The 19919-nt window shown below is 65.0% G+C and carries 16 protein-coding genes; 11 read left to right on the top strand and 5 right to left on the bottom strand.

All coding sequences use genetic code 11. The features are described from left to right. Nucleotides 1-40: 40 nt before the first annotated feature. Nucleotides 41-640 carry a YdcF family protein gene (locus RX329_RS15180; protein ID WP_085348846.1) on the top strand — a complete coding sequence of 200 codons (600 nt, stop codon included), beginning with the start codon at nt 41-43 and terminating at the stop codon, nt 638-640. An 18-nt stretch (nt 641-658) separates the two neighbouring features. Here RX329_RS15180 and RX329_RS15185 read toward each other — a convergent pair whose 3' ends face one another. Continuing rightward, nucleotides 659-2002 carry a PLP-dependent aminotransferase family protein gene (locus RX329_RS15185; protein ID WP_085348847.1) on the bottom strand — a complete coding sequence of 448 codons (1344 nt, stop codon included), beginning with the start codon at nt 2000-2002 and terminating at the stop codon, nt 659-661. 185 nt (nt 2003-2187) lie between these two features. Between RX329_RS15185 and RX329_RS15190 the strand changes: the two genes are divergently transcribed. Then, nucleotides 2188-2424 (top strand): DUF1127 domain-containing protein, encoded by a 237-nt coding sequence (locus tag RX329_RS15190; protein WP_162496269.1) that lies wholly within the window; start codon nt 2188-2190, stop codon nt 2422-2424. 914 nt (nt 2425-3338) lie between these two features. Here RX329_RS15190 and RX329_RS15195 read toward each other — a convergent pair. From RX329_RS15195 to RX329_RS15205, 3 genes are all read right to left on the bottom strand, one after another. Next, on the bottom strand, nt 3339-3800 hold the full coding sequence (locus RX329_RS15195) for a hypothetical protein (RefSeq protein WP_085348849.1): 462 nt from the start codon (nt 3798-3800) through the stop codon (nt 3339-3341). Nucleotides 3801-3815: 15 nt separating this feature from the next. Continuing rightward, nucleotides 3816-4241 (bottom strand): universal stress protein, encoded by a 426-nt coding sequence (locus tag RX329_RS15200; RefSeq protein ID WP_007602088.1) that lies wholly within the window; start codon nt 4239-4241, stop codon nt 3816-3818. Nucleotides 4242-4345: 104 nt separating this feature from the next. After that, a complete protein-coding gene (locus tag RX329_RS15205; RefSeq protein WP_085348850.1) occupies nt 4346-4879 on the bottom strand; it encodes a SixA phosphatase family protein in 534 nt (177 codons plus the stop codon). 193 nt (nt 4880-5072) lie between these two features. Here RX329_RS15205 and RX329_RS15210 point away from each other — a divergent pair, with 193 nt between their 5' ends. From RX329_RS15210 to RX329_RS15250, 9 genes are all read left to right on the top strand, one after another. Then, nucleotides 5073-6530, top strand: a complete 1458-nt coding sequence (locus RX329_RS15210) for an FAD-binding oxidoreductase (RefSeq protein WP_317246103.1) — start codon at nt 5073-5075, stop codon at nt 6528-6530. Between the two features lie 85 nt (nt 6531-6615). Next, nucleotides 6616-7128, top strand: coding sequence for a peptide-methionine (R)-S-oxide reductase MsrB (msrB, locus tag RX329_RS15215; RefSeq protein WP_026233843.1), 513 nt, complete (start codon nt 6616-6618; stop codon nt 7126-7128). Between the two features lie 178 nt (nt 7129-7306). Continuing rightward, a complete protein-coding gene (locus tag RX329_RS15220) occupies nt 7307-9559 on the top strand; it encodes a flagellar hook-basal body complex protein (RefSeq protein ID WP_085348255.1) in 2253 nt (750 codons plus the stop codon). A gap of 35 nt (nt 9560-9594) precedes the next feature. Further along, a complete protein-coding gene (flgK, locus tag RX329_RS15225; protein WP_085348254.1) occupies nt 9595-11478 on the top strand; it encodes a flagellar hook-associated protein FlgK in 1884 nt (627 codons plus the stop codon). Between the two features lie 21 nt (nt 11479-11499). Then, on the top strand, nt 11500-13902 hold the full coding sequence (locus RX329_RS15230) for a flagellar hook associated protein (RefSeq protein WP_085348253.1): 2403 nt from the start codon (nt 11500-11502) through the stop codon (nt 13900-13902). A 71-nt stretch (nt 13903-13973) separates the two neighbouring features. Further along, a complete protein-coding gene (locus tag RX329_RS15235) occupies nt 13974-14756 on the top strand; it encodes a hypothetical protein (RefSeq protein ID WP_085348252.1) in 783 nt (260 codons plus the stop codon). Next, on the top strand, nt 14746-16395 hold the full coding sequence (locus RX329_RS15240) for a hypothetical protein (protein WP_166517474.1): 1650 nt from the start codon (nt 14746-14748) through the stop codon (nt 16393-16395). The genes RX329_RS15235 and RX329_RS15240 overlap by 11 nt, the downstream gene beginning before the upstream one ends. Before the next feature lies 1 nt (nt 16396). Continuing rightward, nucleotides 16397-17650, top strand: a complete 1254-nt coding sequence (locus RX329_RS15245; RefSeq protein ID WP_166517473.1) for a RimK family alpha-L-glutamate ligase — start codon at nt 16397-16399, stop codon at nt 17648-17650. Beyond that, entirely contained in the window at nt 17647-19146 is a 1500-nt protein-coding gene (locus RX329_RS15250; RefSeq protein WP_085348250.1) for a pyridoxal phosphate-dependent decarboxylase family protein, read from the top strand. Before RX329_RS15245 ends, RX329_RS15250 begins: the two co-directional genes overlap by 4 nt. 87 nt (nt 19147-19233) lie before the next feature. Here the strand turns inward: RX329_RS15250 and flbT are convergent, their stop codons facing one another. Next, the gene (gene flbT / locus RX329_RS15255) at nt 19234-19674 is read right to left on the bottom strand and encodes a flagellar biosynthesis repressor FlbT (protein ID WP_085348249.1); all 441 of its coding nucleotides are present in this window, start codon (nt 19672-19674) and stop codon (nt 19234-19236) included. Nucleotides 19675-19919 lie beyond the last annotated feature (245 nt).

Raw genomic sequence — 19919 nt, forward strand, 5'->3', positions numbered from 1 at the left:
GTGACTTCGCGCCGTTGCGGCGGTGTCGCATCGTGCTGCCATGTCAACCCTGGATCGCAGCACGCGGAGGCCTTCGGCGGATGAGATCTCCGAGATCAACCGCGCCCATCTCATCGAGACGCCGCTGCAGCCGGCGGACCTCCTGTTCATGTTCGGCACCCGAGAGGACGTGGCGCTGCGGGCCGATACGGCGGGGCGACTGTGGCGCCAGGGCTATTTTCGCTGGTCGATTGTCAGCGGCGGCGTGACGGCGGGCTCGGAGCAATCCGAGTGCACGATCATCAAGGCGGCGATGGTCGCGGCGGGCATTCCGGCCGACCGAATCCTCGAGGAGCATCGTGCCCTAAACACCGGCGAGAACGTGATCCTCTCGCTGCCGATCATCGACGCGGCGCTCGGGCTGCACAATGTCCGCCGCGTGATCTGCCTCGGCAACACCTGGACCGCGCGGCGTTATCCGATGACGCTGCACCGGCACTGGCCGGAGGTCGAGAAAATGCTGCTCACGGTCGACAGCTTTGCGACGTCACGCGCGCTCTGGCACACCGATCCCGAATTTTGCCGCCGCATGCTGCATGAATGGGACAAGATCGAGCCTTACAAGGCGAGGGGCTTCATCGCGGAATGGCCGGCGGCCTGAGCTTGGGGCAAGCGCGCGCTACTCCGTCGAGTCGAAATCCTCTTCCTTGGTGCCGAGCAACGACACGAGCGTGCGCAGACCGGAATCGAGCTGCTCGAACGAAGGCGGAGCGAGGGCGAGCCGCACTGCGTTCGGTGCGTGGCCATGGGCGATCGCGAAGGTCGAGGACGGTGTCAGCGCGATGCCGCGCCGGGCTGCCGCGGCGACGAAGGTCTGCGAGCGCCAGTGCGCCGGCAGCGTGAGCCAGAGATGATAGGAGCGCGGATCCGCGGCGAGCTGGTAGCCGGCGAGCAGCCTTGCCGCGGTCTGCTGGCGGCGCGCGGCGTCGATGCGTTTCAACCGCGTCAGCTCGGCGACGGTGCCGTCTGCCATCAGTCGCTGTCCGGATGCCAGCGCATGACCGGACGCGATCCAGCCGCCGGTGCGGACCGCGCTCATCACGTTCTCGCGCAATCGAGGCGGCGCGACCAGGATGCCGAGCGCGAGGCCAGGGGCGACCTTCTTGGACAGGCTGTCGATCACGATGCAGCGGTCGGGGCCGAGCGCGGCCAGCGGCGTGTCATCGGCCAGGAAGCCGTAGACGGCGTCTTCGATGATGGTGAGATCGAGCTTCTCGGCGACGCGCATGATGTCGGCGCGCCGCGTGGCGTTCATGGTGACGCCGAGCGGGTTCTGGATGATGGGCTGGAGATACAATGCCGACAGATGCGCCTCGCGATGTGCCTTCTGGATGGCATCGGGGCGCGCGCCAAATTCGTCGATCGGTATCGGGACCAGCGTCACGCCGAGCCGCGCGGCGATGCTCTTGACGTAAGGATAGGTCAGCGCCTCGACGCCGCAGCGACCGCCGGTGGGAACGAGGGCTGCGAGGGCGGCCGCGAGCGACTGCTTGCCGTTCGCGGTGAAGACGATCTGTTCGGCCTGCGGCGCAAAATCCTTGCGCGCGAGATAGGCGGCGGCCGCATTGCGCGCGCTCTTGGTCCCGGTGCTGGTGGAGACGCGCAATGCGGATTCGAGCGCGTCGACACGCTCGAGGCCCGCAAGGCTTTTGGCGATCATTGCCCATTGCTGCGGCAGCAGCGGGTAATTGACCTCGAAATCGATCCGCGCGTCGCGCGGCTCGCTCAGCGCCTCGACCTCGCGCCTGATGTCGCCGGAGATGAAGGTGCCACGGCCGACCTCGCCGACGACGAGGCCGCGGCGGAGCAACTCCGTATAAACCCGGCTCGCGGTTGAGACCGCGATGCCGCGGTCATAGGCAAAATTGCGCTGCGGCGGCAGCCGGTCGCCGGGCCTTAACGTACCGTTAGAGATATCCGAGGCAATGGCATCGGCAAGCTTCACGTACTCGAACTTGGACATTATTGCACCGAGAGCAATGTTTTCACTTGCTCCGAGTAGTGTACTGGAGCATTTAAATTCCATCAAGCTTCACGATTGAGCCGAGGAGAGCGAGAGCAATCCAATGGCAAATAAGGTGCATGCGCTCAGGCGCTTGCGCCAACGGCATCCGCTTCGCCGCGTGGACAACAGGCCGGAGAAGGACAATGACCACGATCTCGCAGACCGCCGGGCGGAGTTTACGCTCATCCTCGTCAAACGGATTTTTCCGCAAGCTGGCCAACGGCGCCTATGCGCTGTTCGACAGTCTGGAGCGCCGCTCCGCCGTCAAGACGCTGAACGACCTCGATGACCGCGCATTGCGCGACATCGGTATCACGCGCAGCCAGATCGAAGACGCGGTCTACGGTCAGGCCAAAGCAGAGCTGACGCGGTATTTGTAAGCGCTTCGCTCTTGTCCCGGACGCGCAGCAGCGTTCTGACGCTGCTGCGCAGAGCCGACGAGACTGGAGCTTCTGGCATACCTGCTTCGACATCGTTATTGCGAGCGCAGCGAAGCAATCCAGAAATCCCACCGCGGAAAGACTTTGGATTGCTTCGCTGCGCTCGCAATGACGGCGTTTGTGGACAGCACCGTCGCTCCTTTAGCTCGCGCTTTCATTGCAGACACACCTTCGCCCTCTCGCGGCTTGTTCGCCCGAGCTTTGCTTGATCGCCTCACCCTCGAATGAAAGAGGGCGCAGGGAAGACCGGGCGCCGGCTGGCACCCGCGGTCCACTGTGCGAAGTTGCAGTAAAAAATCTGCACAGCGGCATACAGGTGAAGCCAAAACGTCCGGCCTTCCCTGCGCAGCGGTTTTACGGCTTATGCCGTGCTCTCCCCGGGGAGCGATGCACTATTGCCCCCCGTCGCCTTGCGGATGGCTGATGCGCGAACCCGGTCGGGCCGCCACATCACCACAAGACTTGACGCACAGACCCCGGGCGTCAGGACGACACGGTTTTACCGTACGCTGTCAGCACCGGTCGTGTGCGCGACGCCTTCGCTCACGGTTGCCCGCCCTGCGAAACCATTCGCGCCGGTGTGGCCCAGCGTCCGCCGCTGTCCGGCCCGCGTTCGTGACGATCGCGATACGCCCCTCTTCCTTGGGCCGGGTTGCGGCGACACATACGTCGTTTCCGAATTTCGGTAAAGTGGAATATTTTCAGCGGCGGGCGTTGACCGACAGCTTGGGTGTTTTGCCCGACGGGCAATGCAAGGGCTCGTAGCCCGGATGAGCGAAGCGATATCCGGGAATCGTGATACGAGTCGTCGCGGGTATCGCTTCGCTCACCCGGGCTACGAGCTTGTATATGGCTCAGGCGAAGGCGGCCTGGTCCCAAACACCGCCGAGAGCTCGATCGTCTTCAGAGCGCTCGGGCTTGCGGTGAGGTCGTGTCGCTGCGCCGCGTTGGCGCCGATGCCGGACATCCCGACGCGGCAAATGTGCAGCGACGTTGCCCGCGAACTTGGCGATACGTGCGGCGGCCTGTTTAAGGACGAACAGCATCGTCGTGACGCGGCTAAGAGCGCCGAGCAGGATCAGCACCGAGAAAATGTCGATATAGGCGAGGAAGTCGCCGACCAGCATCAATTCCGGCGGGATTGGGATCCTGTGGTAGTAAGCCAGTACGAGGATCACGACGGGGATGAAGGCGATCACCTTCCGCACCGTCAGCCTGTCCAGCAGTGCGGCCAGTTGCACGACCAGCACCTCCCACAAAGCATCGCCGATCGCGAGCGGGATCTCGTACGTCCATCTCCGCCACCATTGCTTCACGACATTGCTCCGAGCTCAGTGCCTGACCACCAGCACGGAGCATTTTGCGTAGCGCACGACGTGCCCGGCATTGGAGCCGAGAAAGTAGGTGCGCATCGCCGGCCGGTGCGAGGTCATCACGATCAGCTCGGCCTTCATGTGAACGGCTTCCTCCAGGATCTCGTGATAGATGCCGCCCTGGCGCACCACGCTGGAGATGCGGGAAGGCTCGATGCCGGACTCGCGTGCGACGATGGCGAGGGCTTCTTCCGAGGTCTGGCGCTGCTGCTCGTCGAAATCGGCCGGCACGTATTCGGCCAGCATCACCGGCGTCATCGGCAGCACGTTGAGCAGGCGGACCACGCCGCTCCAGGTCTGCGACAGCGTTGCGGCGGTCGCGATCGCCGGCTTGGCCAGGTCGGTGTCGGCGAGGTCGATGGGCACGAGAATCGACTTGAACATCTGCGCCTCCAAATCTTCCAGTCAGGACGTCTTGCCGGCACGTCGCGCGATCAACCCGATCGAAACAGCCTTAGCTTCGAAGCAACCTTAACTTCGAAGTAGCCTTAGCTTCGAAGCAGCCTTGGACTGACGAACAGCACCAGCCTACCGCGGCGGTAAGCCACGTCACCCCAATCCTTGACGTCAAACTCGAAGATCGCAAGCCCCGACGTGGGCAGATTGTCGGCGAGCGCCTTGGCGGCGGCCGGATCGCCGCCGCCCGTCAGCATCAGGGCGATCTCGTGCATGCCCGGATTGTGGCCGACCAGCAGCAATTGCCTCGGATCAGCCGGGATGGTTGCAGTGCGAATGGATTCCAGGATCTGGGCGGGATCGGCGGCGTAGAGTTCCGGCAGGACCTCGACCTGCGGCGCTGCGACGCGGTCCTTCATGGTCTCCCAGGCAATGTCCCAGGTCTGCCGAGCCCGGACGGCATGCGATACCAGTACGGCCTCGGGAAAGGGGGGATGGGCGGCCATCCAGTCGCCGATTTCGGCGGCATCCTTGTGGCCGCGGTCGTCGAGCCGGCGGTCCTGGTCACGGCCGCTCGGCGCGTCAGTCTCGGTCTTGGCGTGACGCAGCAGCATCAAACGGCGCATGGCACTCTCGAATCGTTGCGCGTCCAGAATAATCTACAGGTGCCGGTTGAGGGCAAGGTGACAAGGGCCTGCACAGTCCTCTAAAGCGCGATGAGATTAGGATAATCCCCATCGCGCTTTAAATTTTTGTTTTGAGCATGATCTTTTCGGAAAACCGCTGCACACTTTTCCGGATCATGCTCTAAGAAACGGCATGAGCGAGACTTTCACAAGCGTGTCCCAGGAAGAAGCCGGCTTTCGTGAACGCGCGCGACTGTCGTTTGATCTCGACGCCGATATCTGCGTGATCGGGGCGGGGCTTGCAGGGCTCTCCATTGCGCTCGAGGCGGCCCGGCTGGGGGCCAGCGTCGCGGTGCTCGAGGGCCGCCACATCGGCTGGAACGCTTCCGGCAATCAACTCGGCACCGTGATGCCGGGCTTCGCGCTGCCGCTCGCCGAGCTGATCGAGCGCATCGGCTTCGAGGATGCGCGGGAATTGTGGACACTGTCGAAAGAGGGCGCCGAGTTCGTCCGGGCCAACGCCACCGAAGAGAACATGCCCGGGATCGGCCCGACCGACGGCGTGCTCGAGGTCTCCAACGTCGATGCCGGCGACCGGCTGATCAGCCGGTTGCAGATGCTGAACGAGGATTTCGACACCGAGGCCGAGGGCTGGCAGGTCGATCGCGTCCGCGCCGCACTCAAGACCGATCGCTACTTCCACGGCGTGTATTATCCGAAGGCGTTCCAGGTCGACGGGCGCAAATATGTGCACGGCCTCGCGGCGCTGGCGCGGCGCGCAGGCGCCCGCATCTTCGAGGACACGCCGGTCGTCAGCATCGATCATTCCGGCATCCGCAAGCGCATCGTCACGCCCTCGGCGCGGCTGCGCGCCACCCATATCGTGCTCGCCGGCAACATCCATCTCGGCGCGCCGTTGCGGCGCCTGTCGGAGACGCTGCTGCCGGTCTGGCGCTATGCCGGCATCACCGCGCCGCTCGGCGAGCGCGTGCACGAGATCATCGGCTTCAAGGGATCGGTGATGGATTCCGACGGCGTCGACCATTTCCGGATCGTCGATGGCGACCGGCTGATGTGGGAAAGTCCGGAGACCACTTGGGCCGCACGGCCGCAGCGCTTTGCAGGCAGCGTCAGGCGGCGGATCCGGTCGATCTTTCCCCAGCTCGGCAATGTCGAGATCACCGACATGTTCGGCGGCGCCACCGGCCAGACCGTGCACGGGATGCCGCAGATCGGCCAGTTGCGCAAAGGCCTGTGGGTCGCAAGCGGCTTCGGCCGCCAAGGCATGAACACCTCGGCCATGGCCGGGCAGATGATCGCCCGCAGCATCCTGTGGGGCGACGAGCGCTGGAAGCTGTTCTCGCCGTTCGAGCTGGTCTGGGCGGGGGGAACGACGGGGCGGGTTGCCGGGCAACTGGTCGGAATCTGGGGCAGGGCGAGTTCCGCCGCCGCAGGCTCGCTTGCCCGCTATCGCGAGCGTGCCAGGGTCAAGGACCGGGAACGCGAGGCGCGGCTGGCCGAAGCCAACCGGGCCGCCGGGACCGGTCCGCGCCGTCCGCCGCCCGGGGTTCGGCCCCGGCCGGCCTCACCGCCGAAGCCTGTGGCGGAAGCCGTGGAACCAGTCCCGCAGGACGACAGCGCCTCGCGATAAGGTGAGAAAAACTCCGCCCGGAAGTGTAACGTCGACGGTTAGAGCCCGTATCTCAGGGCGTAGACGCTCCCGCATGGAGAATGAGATGTTTGACCGCCGCATCCTGTTGACGACCGTCGCCGGCCTGTTCGGCCTTGCGGCCTTCCGCTGGCTCAGAGCATCGCCGGCTGAGGCTGGAGAGAAAGCCGCGCAAAAATTCGAGATCGAGAAGACCGACGCCGAATGGCGTGCCCAGCTCACGCCGCAGCAATATGAGATCCTTCGCAAGGAGGGTACCGAGCGGCCGGGCTCCAGCCCGCTGCTCAAGGAGCACCGCAAGGGCGTCTTCGCCTGCGCCGGCTGCGACCTGCCGCTGTTCGCCTCCGACACCAAATTCGAGAGCGGCACGGGCTGGCCGAGCTTCTACCAGCCGATCGAGGGCAATGTCGGCAAGACCGAGGACCGGACCTACGGCATGCTCCGCACCGAGGTGCATTGCCGGCGCTGCGGCGGCCATCTCGGCCACGTCTTCGACGACGGTCCGAAGCCGACCGGATTGCGCTACTGCATCGACGGTTTCGGGCTGGTCTTCCATCCCGCGGCGGCGTCCGCAACCTAGGTTTCGTCCCGGCAATTGTTGCCGGTCCCGGCAATTGTGCCCCGGTCATCAGACCGGGGCTTTTTCGTCAAGCCATTGATTTCATGAGAAAACCCGCATTGGCATAGCCCTTGCGACAGTCTCCTCCGACTGCGGCCATGGTCGACCGGCCGCCGAGATCGGATCTGGAGACAAAGTTATGGGTATCTTCGATGCAATGAACACCTCGGTGGGTGGCCTGCAGGCGCAGTCCTACGCGCTGCAGAACATTTCCGGCAACATCGCGAACTCATCCACCACCGCTTACAAGGGCATCGGCACCAGCTTCGTCGATCTCATTCCCGACTCCTCGGTCCCGAGCAAGCAGGTCGCGGGCGGCGTGACCGCCAACGCCAAGGCCACCATCACCACGCAGGGCACAATCTCGGGCTCCAGCGTCGCCACCAACATGGCGATCACCGGTGACGGCTTCTTCTCGATCCAGAAGGCGACGGGCGTCGTCGACAATGCGCCGGTGTTCAGCGGCGTCACCTATTACACGCGGCGCGGCGACTTCCAGCTCAATGCCAACGGCAATCTGGTCAACGGCGCCGGCTACTATTTGATGGGTGTCACAGTCGACCCGAAGACCGGCAACCCGCAAGGCAACGTTGCGACGGTCCTGAAATTCCAGAACAACTTTATCCCGGCGCAGGCGACGACCTCGATCCAATACGCGGCGAACTTGCCGACCCAGCCGAACACCGTGGCGAGCACGACGGCGGCAACCAAGACGCTGCTGGCCGCCGGCGGACTGAACCCGTCGGACTTCGCCGCCAACCCGCTGCCGGTCGGCACGCCGCCTCCGCCCTATGCAAACGCCACGACGTCCGGCGCTGCCGCGACCGGCAATGTCCGCTCGCCGTACTCGTCGACCACGGCGACCGGCACAACGGCGCTCCAGAACAACTCTGCGGCGGTCGCATCGACCACAACTTCGCTCGACAACGCCCTGGGTACGCATCTCGCCTCCACCACCCTGACCGCGCTGAGCGGCCAGGTGCTCAACATCAACGGCAACACGGTCACGTTCAACGGCGGCACCACCGTCACGACGGTCGGCAGCAACACCACGATCGGTCTCGGCGCGGGCACGACGGCCACGGTGGCCAGCATCCTGAGCGCGATCCAGACCGCCGGCGGCGCCGGCGTTACCGCATCGCTCAGCGCCAGCGGCAACATCGTGATCTCCAGCGGCACCGGCACCGACGTAGCGGTTGGTAGCGGCCAGGCGGCCACGGCGCTCGGCATCAGCAGCGTGACGCGCGGCGGCAACGTGCTGTCCTCGCCCGCGATCTCGGGCGCCACGGTGCTGAGCGGCGCGGCGGCGGCCGGCGGCGCCGAGGTGATCACATCGGGCTTCTCCGCCGGCGACGTCATCACGGTCAATGGTCAGCCGCTGACCTTCGTGGCCGCCGGCGCGTCAGGCCCGAACCAAATCAACGTCACCGACAACATCACGATGCTGCTCGGCAAGATCGACGCTCTCTCCGGTGCAACGGGGTCGTCGGTCAGCAGTGGCGGCGTGATCACGCTGAACACCGGCACAGCTTCCAACCTTTCGGTGGCGAGCTCCAACAGCGCCGCCTTCGCCGCGCTCGGGTTCACCTCGACCATCACCAAGAATCGTGACGGTGGTGGCGTTGCCGGCACCGGCGGCGTGATCGGCAATGACATCGCCACCTTCACCAAGGAATCGATCAGCGGTGGCGCGGTGACCGCCTACAACGCAGCCGGCACGCCGGTGAACCTGCAATTGCGTTGGGCCAAGACCGACAGTGCCTCGCTTGGCGCGGGCCATGCCGATACCTGGAACATGTTTTACCAGACTGACCCGAATGCGACCGGCACGACGGTCGGTTGGGTCAATACCGGCCAGGCCTTCACCTTTGCCGCCGACGGCTCGCTGACCTCGCCGAGCGGCTCGGGTATCACCATCAACAATGTCAGCGTCAGCGGCCAGTCGCTGGGCTCGGTCTCCTTCAACATCTCCTCGGGCGGGCTGACGCAATATGCCAGCACCAGCGGCGCGGTCACCATCAACACCATCACCCAGAACGGCTACGCCGCCGGTCAGCTTCGATCGGTCGCCGTCAACAACAACGGCCTCGTGGTCGGGACCTTCTCCAACGGTCAGAACCTCGACCTCGCACAGGTCTCGTTGTCGCATTTCAACGGCACCAATTACCTGAAGGCGCAGGACGGCGGCGCCTACGCCGCGACCGAACAGTCGGGCCCTGCCATCGACGGTGCTTCCGGTTCGATCAGCGGCTCGTCGCTGGAAGGCTCGAACACCGACATCGCCGACGAATTCACCAAGCTGATCGTGACCCAACAGGCCTATTCGGCCAACACCAAGGTGATCACGACGGCGAATACGATGGTTCAGGATCTTTTGAACGTGTTGCGCTGATTGGGGCGTGACGTAACCAAAGGCGGCAAGTCAACATGGGTTTGAGTTCAGCCCTGGCCAGTGCGATGAGCGGTCTGCGTGCCAATCAGGCTGCGCTCTCGATCGTTTCGTCGAACGTCGCCAACTCGCAGACGCCGGGTTACGTCGTCCAGACGCCGAACCAGATCGAGGTCACCACCGGCGACTTCGGCTCGACGGTGACGACGACCGGCGTCAGCCGCGAACTCGACACCTATGTGCAGAAACAGCTGCGCACCGAGACCGGCGGCAGCGGCTACGCCGACCAGATGGCGAACATCCTGAAGCAGCTTCAGAATGTCTATGGCACGCCCGGCAACAGCGGTACGCTCGAAACCGCGCTGAACAGTTTCACCACGGCGCTGCAGGCGCTGTCGACCAACGCGGGCTCGTCGTCGGCGCAAACGGTTGCGCTCGGCGCCGCGCAGACGCTGGCGCAGCAGCTCAACCTCACCACCAAGGGCATCCAGTCGCTGCGCTCCAACGTCGAGCAGGATCTCAGCACCTCGGCGCTAGCTGCCAACGCGGCGATGCAGCAGGTCGCCGACATCAACTCCCGGCTCCAGGGCCTGTCGGAACACGACCCCTCTGCTGCGACATTGATGGACCAGCGCGACCAGGCCATCAACACGCTGTCGAAATATGTCGACGTCCACGTCACCACCGACGGGTCCAATCAGGCCAACATCTACACGACCACCGGCATCCAGCTGGTCGGCGCCGGGCTGGCGTCGCAATTCACCTTTGCGTCCGCCGGCGCGCTGTCGGCGACTTCGCTCTACAACATCGATCCGGCCAAATCCGGCGTCGGCGCGTTCAACATCAAGCTCCCGAACGGATCCTCGGTCGACGTCATCGCCAACAACGTGGTGTCTTCGGGCCAGATCGCGGCCGATCTGAAGCTGCGCGACCAGACGCTGGTGCAGGCGCAGAACCAGATCGACCAGTTCGCCGCGACGATGTCGAGCGCGTTGTCGGACAAGACCACGGCCGGCAGCACGGTCACCGGCCCGCCGGCCGGCTTCGATCTCGACCTTGCCGGGGCGGCGCCGGGCAACAGCGTCAACTTCACCTACACCGACACGACCACCAATACCAAGCGGCAGGTCACGCTGGTCAACGTGACCGATCCGGCGGCGCTGCCGCTCCAGAACCCCACCAACGCCAATCCGATGCAGATCGGGGTGAACTTCTCCGGCGGCATGGGCGCGATCGCCTCGGCGCTCAACACCGCGCTTAACGGCTCGCATCTGTCGTTCGCCGCCGCCCCGTCGCCGGCAACGGCGACCACATTGCGGGTTACCGACGACAACAGCGGCCTCGCCAAGGTCAATTCGGCCTCGATCACCAAGACGATCTCGTCGCTGACCTCGGGCAATCCGCAACTGCCGCTGTTCACCGATGGCGGGCAGGCGCTCTACACCGGTGCGATCACGGCATCGGGCTCGCAGATGACCGGCCTTGCCGGACGCATCGCCGTGAACACGCAGCTCACCACCGACTCGACCAGGCTGTCGGTCTACAACACCTCGCCGGTGACGCCCACCGGCGACACCACGCGCTCGGACTATCTCTATTCGCAGCTCACCTCGGCGGTGTTCTCCTATTCGCCGCAATCCGGTCTGGGCTCGGCGAGCCAGCCCTTCACCGGCAGCGTCTCGAACTACCTCCAGCAGTTCCTGAGCGTTCAGGGCAATGCCGCGACCCAGGCGACCCAGCTCCAGCAGGGCCAGAGCGTCGTGGTCTCGACTCTGCAGGCCAAGTTCAACTCGACCGCCAGCGTCAACCTGGACTCGGAGATGTCGAACCTGATCCAGCTCCAGAATGCCTATGCCGCCAACGCCCATGTCATGTCGGTGGTGCAGAGCATGATGAATACGTTGCTCCAGGCTCAAGTGTAACAAGTAACAGGGCTCTGAAACATGTCGATCAGCAGCATCAACTACTCCTCGTCGGTTCTCGGCTCGCAGATCCGCAACATCAACCAGCAGCTCACCGACCTGTCGACGCAGCTCTCGACCGGCAAGCTGTCGCAGAACTATTCCGGGATGGGCACCAACGAGGGCTTTGCGATCGCCGGGCGCGCGCAGCTCTCCAACATTGCCGCCTATACCGACACGATGACCAACGTCAACGTCAGCATCAACCTCGCCAATACCGCGTTGCAGTCGCTGACCACGATCCGCAACACGGTGCAGACGGGCTCGGCCAACACCGCGCAGGATCTCAACGTCAACGGCCAGACGGTTGCGCAGAACACTGCGGCTGCGCAATTCGGCTCGATGGTCGGCGTTCTCAACACGCAGTCTGGCAACCGCTATCTGTTCTCCGGAACCGCCTTCAACACGCCGTCGGTCGCGAATGCCGGCGACATCATCAACGGCACCACGACGCAGGCGGGCTTCAAGACCGTCATGGCGGAGCGTCAGGCCGCCGACCTCGGCGCCAACGGCATGGGCCGGCTGGTGCTGACGACGCCACAGCCGACGCCGAGCTCGGTGAAGGTGTCCGAGGACTTCGCGGCATCGCCATTCGGCCTGAAGATCGCCGCGGTCTCCTCGACGCTGACCGGCGCGACGGTCACCGGCCCGAGCGGCTCGCCGGTGTCGTTCTCGGTCGACCTCAACGGCGTCAATCCGAAAAATGGCGACAAGCTCAGCGTGCAGTTCACGCTGCCCGATGGCTCGACCGAGCAGATCGACCTGACGGCGTCCACCGCGACGCCGACACCTGTCGGCAGCTTTGCGATCGACCCCGGTAATCCCAATGTCGTTCCGGTCGTTCCTCCGGACCCGAACATCACGGCGACGAACCTCAACACTGCGCTGAATACCGCGATCAAGAAGCTCGCCGGCACCTCGCTGGTGGCGGCGTCCGCTATCACGGCCGGTGACAATTTCTTCAATACGGCGGGATCCGCCACCGCGAATGTGGCGGCCACCGGCAATCTGCGCTCCTATACCTCCACGACCGGGACAGGCTCGGTCGCGTTGCAGGACAGCGCATTGGCGATTGCGTCTACGACCACGTCGCTCGATTCGTCGGCGACACCCCATCTCAACGGGACCATTCTCAACGCGCTCGCCAACGCTCCGACCGGTACCACACTGACCATCACCGGCGCGAGCGGCGCCCACACGATTACCTTCGACCCTACCGTCACTACCGTCACCACAACGGCCAGCGGCAATACCACTATCGGACTGGCTTCGGGCAGCGCCGCGAAGGTGTCTGATATCTTGAATGCGATCGCGACGGCCGCCGGCATCCCCGCCGCCAACGTAACTCTGAGCGCCGGCGGCAATATCCAGATCGCGACCGGCACCGGCACGGACGTGGCGGTCACCGGCGGCGCGGCGGCCACGGCCCTCGGTCTCAGCAGCGTGACGCGCGGCAGCGTGGCGTCGACGCCTCAGATCACCGGTTCAACTGTGCTGAGCGGCATTGCGACTACGGGCGGCCCGGAAGTCCTCTCAGCGGCGTTCCAGGCGGGGTCGGCGGGTCCGCCTGCCGTTAATCCCGATACGATCACGGTGAACGGTCAGACGCTGACTTTTGTCGCCTCGGGCGCCAGCGGCCCAAACCAGATCAACATCACCGACAACATCACAACTCTGCTTGGCAAAATCGATCAGATCACCGGCACCACGAAGCCGTCGACGATCCATGGCGGCGTGATCACGATCAACACGGACGATCCCGGGAGCCTCAATATCACGAGCTCGAACAGCACGGCGTTCGCGGCGCTCGGCTTCACGACCTCCCCGGTCACGGCGGCAAAGGCTCCGCTGCGCGTCGGCTCGTCGCCCCTCGGCTCGGCGACGACGCTGGTGAACGGCTCGGCCACCACCGTGCAATGGTACCTGGGCAATGACGGCCCCGGCTCGCCGCGCTCCACCGCGATGGCCCGGGTCGACGATTCCGTCACGGTGCAGTATGGCGCGCAGGCGAACGAGGACGCGATCCGCAAGGAGCTGCAGGCGGTCGCCGTGTTCGGGACGTTCTCGACCTCACCGACCGGGCAGTATTCGGGCGGGCAGGTCGCCGCGCTGAGTCTGCGGGTGACACAGGCCCTGACGAAGCAGCCAGGCGAGCAGCGCATCGAGGACATCCAGACCGACATCGCGATGGCCCAGAACACCATGAAGGACGCAGGCACGCGTCAGACCCAGGCCAAGGCGCAGCTCCAGACCATCATCGACCAGGCGGAATCAGCCTCGCCGGACCAGGTCGCGAGCGAGATCCTGTCGCTCCAGAATGCGCTCCAGGCGTCCTACCAGGTGACCTCGAACCTCGCGCAGCTCTCGCTCGTCAAGTTCCTGTAAGCGGGCGTTAAGGCGCCGTTAACCATGCCTCTTTACCTCTTGGTGAGGATTGCAGCGGGGCGGAGCTGACGATGTCGGAGAAGATGAAACTGGTGGTGGCCACGCCATGTTTCGGCGGGCAGGTGACGAGCATCTATGCGAGCTCGATCTTCGCGCTCCAGCGCGCCGTGCACGGCATGGCCAATCTCGAGCTCAAGGTGCTGCTGCGCGACGGCGATGCGCTGATCACGCGCGCGCGGGCCAATCTGGCCGCGATGTTCCTGGACGATCCCGAAGCGACGCACTTCCTCTTCATCGATGCCGACATCGGATTCAAGCCGGAGCAGGTGTTCCGGCTGATCGAGTGCGGCGCGGACGTCGTCGCCGGCTGTTATCCAATCAAGCGGATCAACTGGGACAAGGCCGCGCGGGCGATCCAGTCCGGCCGCGCCGACGTGCCGGCCGCATCGCTCGACTACGTGCTCGAGATCGAGGACCCCGACCGCATCGTGGTAGTGAACGGCTTCACCCGCGTGCGCTACGCCGGCACCGGCTTCCTGATGATCCGGCGCTCTGTGCTGGAGGCGATGTGCCGCCATCCGGACTACGCGGCCCTGCAATTCTTCCACGAGCATTCGCACGATACGCTGGCGGCGAGCCACAACCGGTTTGCCTTGTTCGAATGCATGATCGATGCGGCGACCGGCACCTATCTGTCCGAGGACTTCGCCTTCTGCAAGCGCTGGACTGATATCGGCGGTGAGATCTGGGCCGACATCGAGAGCTCGCTCGATCACGTCGGACCGTCGGTGTTCCACGGCGACATCACCTCGCAATTCGCACCGGCGCCCGCGGCGGCGGCCGATGCGGCGTGAGCCTTTCGGGATGAGCGCCGGCGCATCCCGTCTGTCAGCCAGCGAGCGCGCGTCCGACGGCGGCTCGCGCTATCGCCTGCGCGATCTCTTCACACCACTGGATACGCTGCTCGCCTCCGGCGGAGATCCGCGGCTGGCGCTCGATCCGAACGACCGTGTCAACGCCTACGGCTGCGCGGCTTCGCCGGAGCCGGAGCTCTGGAATTTCGCCTCCGCGACCGCATCGACGATCTCGCAGATGGCCTACGACCGCGCCGCGCTGGCGCGCGAAGAGCTGATGCACAAGTGCCTGTTCGACGAGGTCGAAATCGCCTTCGACGCCCGCTGCGAGGACATGCGCGAGGAGCTGCGCGGCCACCTTGCGCTCTCGTCGCGCATCGGCGTCGTGTTCTCGCCGTCCGGCACGGACTCCCAGCTTCACGCCCTGTTCGTGGCCCGCGCGGTGCTCGGCGCGGCGCCGGTGACGATCGTGGTCGGCGCCGACCAGACCGGAAGCGGGACGCCGCATACCGCACGCGGCCACCATTTCAGCACGATGACGGCAGGCGGCATGGCCGTGCGCAAGGACGGCGCGGTGACGGGGCTGGCCGGCGACAGCATCGCGGTGCCGCTGATCGACATGGCGGCCGGCATTGCGATGCGCACCGATGCCGATGCCGCGGTGCTGCATGCGGTCGAGACCAGCCTCGCGCAAGGCCGGCGCGTTTTGTTGCAGATCATGGATTCGTCAAAACTCGGTTGGCGTGCCCCAAGCGAGGCGTGTCTCGACGAGATCGCGCGGCGCTGGCCGCGCAAGGTTCAAATTGTCGTCGATGCCTGTCAGGCGCGGCTCGGTCGCCGGCGGCTGCGCGCCTATCTCGACCGTGGTTACATGGTGCTGATCACCGGCTCGAAATTTTTCGGCGGACCGGCCTTCAGCGGTGCGCTGCTGCTGCCGAAAGGCCTGTCGCGGTCGATCGACCGGATGGGCGGGATCGCGCCTGGCATCTTCGATTATGCCGGCCGCTGCGACTGGCCGGTGGCGTGGACGATGCTGCGCTCGCGGTTCGAGCGCCGGCCGAATTTCGGTCAATGGCTGCGCTGGGAGGCCGCGCTGGCCGAGATCGGCAGCTACTACGCCGTGCCCGGGGCTTTCCGCGCCAGGATGCTGGCCGAGCTTGCAGCCGGCACCGACAGCATGATCGCGTTGTCGCCGTCGCTTCGTGCCGTTCCCACCGCGATCGAGAAGTCCGGCGCGGACGACGAGGAGTTCGTGCAAGCCACGATCTTTCCGTTCACGCTGCTGCGCGGCGGCAAGCCGGTCTCGCTCGCCGAGACCAGCGCCGTGCATCGGGCGCTGGCGTGCGACATGGCCGAGGAGATCAGCGGCAGCGCGGCGGACCGGCAAGTGGCCGCCCAGCGCTGTCTCGTCGGCCAGCCGGTCCGACTGGAGCGGCAGGACGGTGCGCCGCAGGCCGTGTTGCGCCTCTGCGTCGGCGCACGATTGGTGACCGAGGCATGGTCGCCGAATACAATGCAGGCGCAACGCAATGTGCAGCACGTTCTCGATCGCATCGCCCATGTGCTGGTGAAGATCGAGCTGCTGCTTGACCGTGGCGCGGTTGCGGCCGTGCCGGCAAAGTCCGCGTTCGAGGTGTGAGATGCAACATCCAGTTTCCGCGCCGGGCGGCGTGACCGCGCCGACCCATGCCGACCGCATCGGCTTTGCGCAGTTGACGCGCCGCGCCTTCGAGGGCGGCGACCTGCATCCGTTGCGCGAGCGGCTGCTGGCGCGGATCGAGGAGGGAACGGCGGAGGCCGGCGAAGGCCTCGATCTCTCGCTGATTGCCCAGCTTCTCGGCGAGAAGGAGGCCGGGCTGGTGATCCAGACCGAGGTGCTCTCCTTCCACCAATTGTTTCGTACGCCTTGCGCGGCTCCAAAACCCCGCCTGCGCGTGCTCGCGCTCGCCGCCGATATCGACATGGGCGGCAACACGCCGATCGACTTCCTGCTTGAAGATTCCGACATCGAGCTGTTGACGCTCTACGTTGTCAAGGGCATCGGCCTGCCGGAGACTCTGCCCGAGCACGACGTCGCCATCGTGATCGCATCCGATTCCGAGGAGTGCCGGGAGGCGCTCGCGCTGATCGAGAAGGCCGCGCCGCACTGGCCGAAGCCGCTGCTCAATCGTCCGGATCTCATTGGCAATCTCGATCGCGACAAGCTGTATCGTCTGCTGACGGGCGTGCCCGGCCTCGACATTCCCGTGACCGCCCCCACGACGCGTGCGCAATTGTCGGAGCTTTCGCGAGGCAGGATCGTTTGCGAGGAGATCACGGGCGAACTGCGCTTTCCAATGATCGTGCGGCCGCGCGGTACGCATGCCGGCGTCGGTCTCGCCAAACTCGACGATGCTGGAGCGCTCGCGGCCTATCTCGCCGAGCGACAAGAGCAGGACTTCTTCGTCGCACGTTTCGTCGATTATGCGAGTCCGGACGGGCTCTACCGCAAATATCGTCTCGCGATGGTCGACGGCAAAGCCTATGCGTGCCACATGGCAATCGCCGATCGCTGGGACATCTGGTATCTCAACGCCTTCATGGCGTTCAGCGAGGAGAAGCGGGCCGAGGAAGCCGTCTTCATGCTCGACTTCGACCATGCTTTCGCCGCGCGCCACAAAATCGCGCTCGACGAGATGAGCAGGCGCGTCGGCCTCGATTACTTCATCGTCGATTGCGCCGAGAACCAGAACCGCGAGCTGCTGGTCTTCGAAGCCGACAATACCGCCGTTGTGCACAACATGGATCCGCCGGCCGTATTTCCGTACAAGCCGCCGCAGATGCGCAAGATCTTTGTGGCATTCACGGCGATGCTGTCGCGGCATGCAAGAGCGGGTGAGGAGAGTGCAGCATGAACGAGATCATCCGCAACACGCAAAGCTCCGTCACGCACACTTCGCTCGATCCGCAGGACTGGAGCGAGTTTCGCGCGCTCGCTCATCGCATGCTTGACGAGACGATCGACGGCATCGCCAACGTTCGCGCGCGTCCGGTGTGGCAGCCGATCCCCGACGGCGTTCGTGCGGCGTTCAACGCCGATGTGCCGCGCGAGGCGAACGACCTCGCCGACGTCTATCGCGACTTCTCCGAACATGTCGCGCCCTATGCGACCGGCAACGTCCATCCCGGTTTCATGGGCTGGGTGCATGGCGGCGGTACCGCGGTCGGCATGGTCGCGGAAATGCTCGCGGCGGGCCTCAACGCCAATCTCGGCGGCCGCGACCACATGCCGATCGAGGTGGAGCGCCAGGTCGTCGACTGGATGCGACGCCTGTTCGCCTTCCCGGAAAGCGCGAGCGGCATCTTCGTCACCGGCACGTCGATGGCCAATCTGATGGCGGTGCTGGTGGCGCGCACCAGCGCGCTCGGCACGCTGGCGCGGCAGTACGGCATCGGCAATGACGGTGCGCTGCTCACGGCTTACACATCGCGGGCCGCCCATGGCTGCGTCTCGCGGGCGATGGACATCGCTGGGCTCGGCAGCGATGCGCTGCGCAAGATCGGCGTCGATACCGATCATCGCATGGACGTTGCCGCGCTACGTGCGCAGATCGCGATCGATCGTGAGGTCGGTTTCAGGCCGTTCCTGGTCGTCGCATCCGCCGGTACCGTCGATATCGGCGCGGTCGACGATCTCAAGGCGATCGCGGAGTTGTGTCGCGAGGAAGGAATCTGGTTTCACGTCGACGGCGCCTTCGGTGCGCTCGCGATTCTGTCGCCCGAGCTTGCGCCGCTGCTCGGCGGCATCGAGCTTGCGGACTCCATTGCGCTCGACTTCCACAAATGGGGACAGGTGCCTTATGACGCCGGCTTCCTGCTGGTGCGCGACGGCGAGCAGCATCGACAGGCCTTTACGCAGCCCGCGGCCTATCTGCGTCGCGAGGCGAGGGGGCTTGCGGCCGGCGCAATCTGGCCCTGCGATCTCGGCCCCGATCTGTCGCGCGGCTTCCGTGCGTTGAAGACGTGGTTCACGTTGAAGACGTTCGGCACAAATCGGCTCGGTGCGGTGATCGCGCGCAGCTGTGCGCTGGCGAAATATCTGGAGACGCGCGTTCTCGCCGAGCCGCGGCTGGAATTGCTGGCGCCGGTCAATCTCAACATCGTCTGCTTTCGTTACCGCGCTGCCGACGAGGTCAACCGCGAGATCGTTGCCGACATCCAGGAGTCCGGTATCGCGGCGCCCTCAAGCACGACGCTCGACGGCAGGTTTGCGATCCGCGCCGCTATCGTCAATCACCGTACCGACGAGAGCGACATCGACGCGCTGGTCGCGGCCGTGCTGGAATTCGGCGGGCGTCGCAGCCGAGACGCTGTGATCGAGGTCGATGCGCCGCCGCTCGCGGCACACTAGCTCGATGCAGGTCTGGAACGACAACGGCCCCGGAGACGATCCGGGGCCGTTGTCGGTCGTGTTGGCTGGTCGCGCGAACGCGTAGGATCAGGCGGCGGTGCTGACGTCGTCCTGGCTCGCTTCGGCCTTGGGATGGGTGGCCTCGAACTGGCCGCGCAACTTCTCTTCATAGGCGATCAACTTGCGGGCATCCTTCAGGGCGCGATAGAGGTCGCCGTTGAGGATGTTGTTGTTGATGCCTTCGATGATCGGCCAGGAGCTCGGCACCGCGGTGACGATGTCTCGCACCAGGTTGAAATAGGTGCCGTGCTGGGTCTGAGGATCCGGCGAGATGTACATGAGCTGGACCGCCAGATAGACGAGCTTGGCGGGCGAGTCGGCGGTCTCCGGTGTGAGGATGTCGCGCTCGCGCAGGATCGGCACGTTGTCGCCGTCGATCAGAAGGCGGGCGCGCTGGTCGGTGTTGGTTATCACGCAGTTACCGACGATGATGCGTTCGTGCGGTCTGAGCTCGACCTTGAGGGCCATGCCTGTTCTCCATCAACGCTTTCGTAACCGAGCGTGTGTTGCGGCGGATCAGGGCGCAATACTCCATCAAGACTAGTTAACGAGTTGTAAATCCCGGCCGATGCCGTGCAAAAGCTCAATCATATCAAGGCTGAAATCGGCCGGCGGCGTGGCGTTGCCAGTGTGCAAATGGGCCGAATCGCGCGCCGACTCAGCAAAAGCGCCGATTTCATTTCATGTTTCGTTAGAGGACTCCGCCCCACGGT

Source organism: Bradyrhizobium sp. BWC-3-1 (genome assembly GCF_032917965.1).
In the GTDB taxonomy this organism is placed as follows: Bacteria; Pseudomonadota; Alphaproteobacteria; order Rhizobiales; family Xanthobacteraceae; genus Bradyrhizobium; species Bradyrhizobium canariense_D.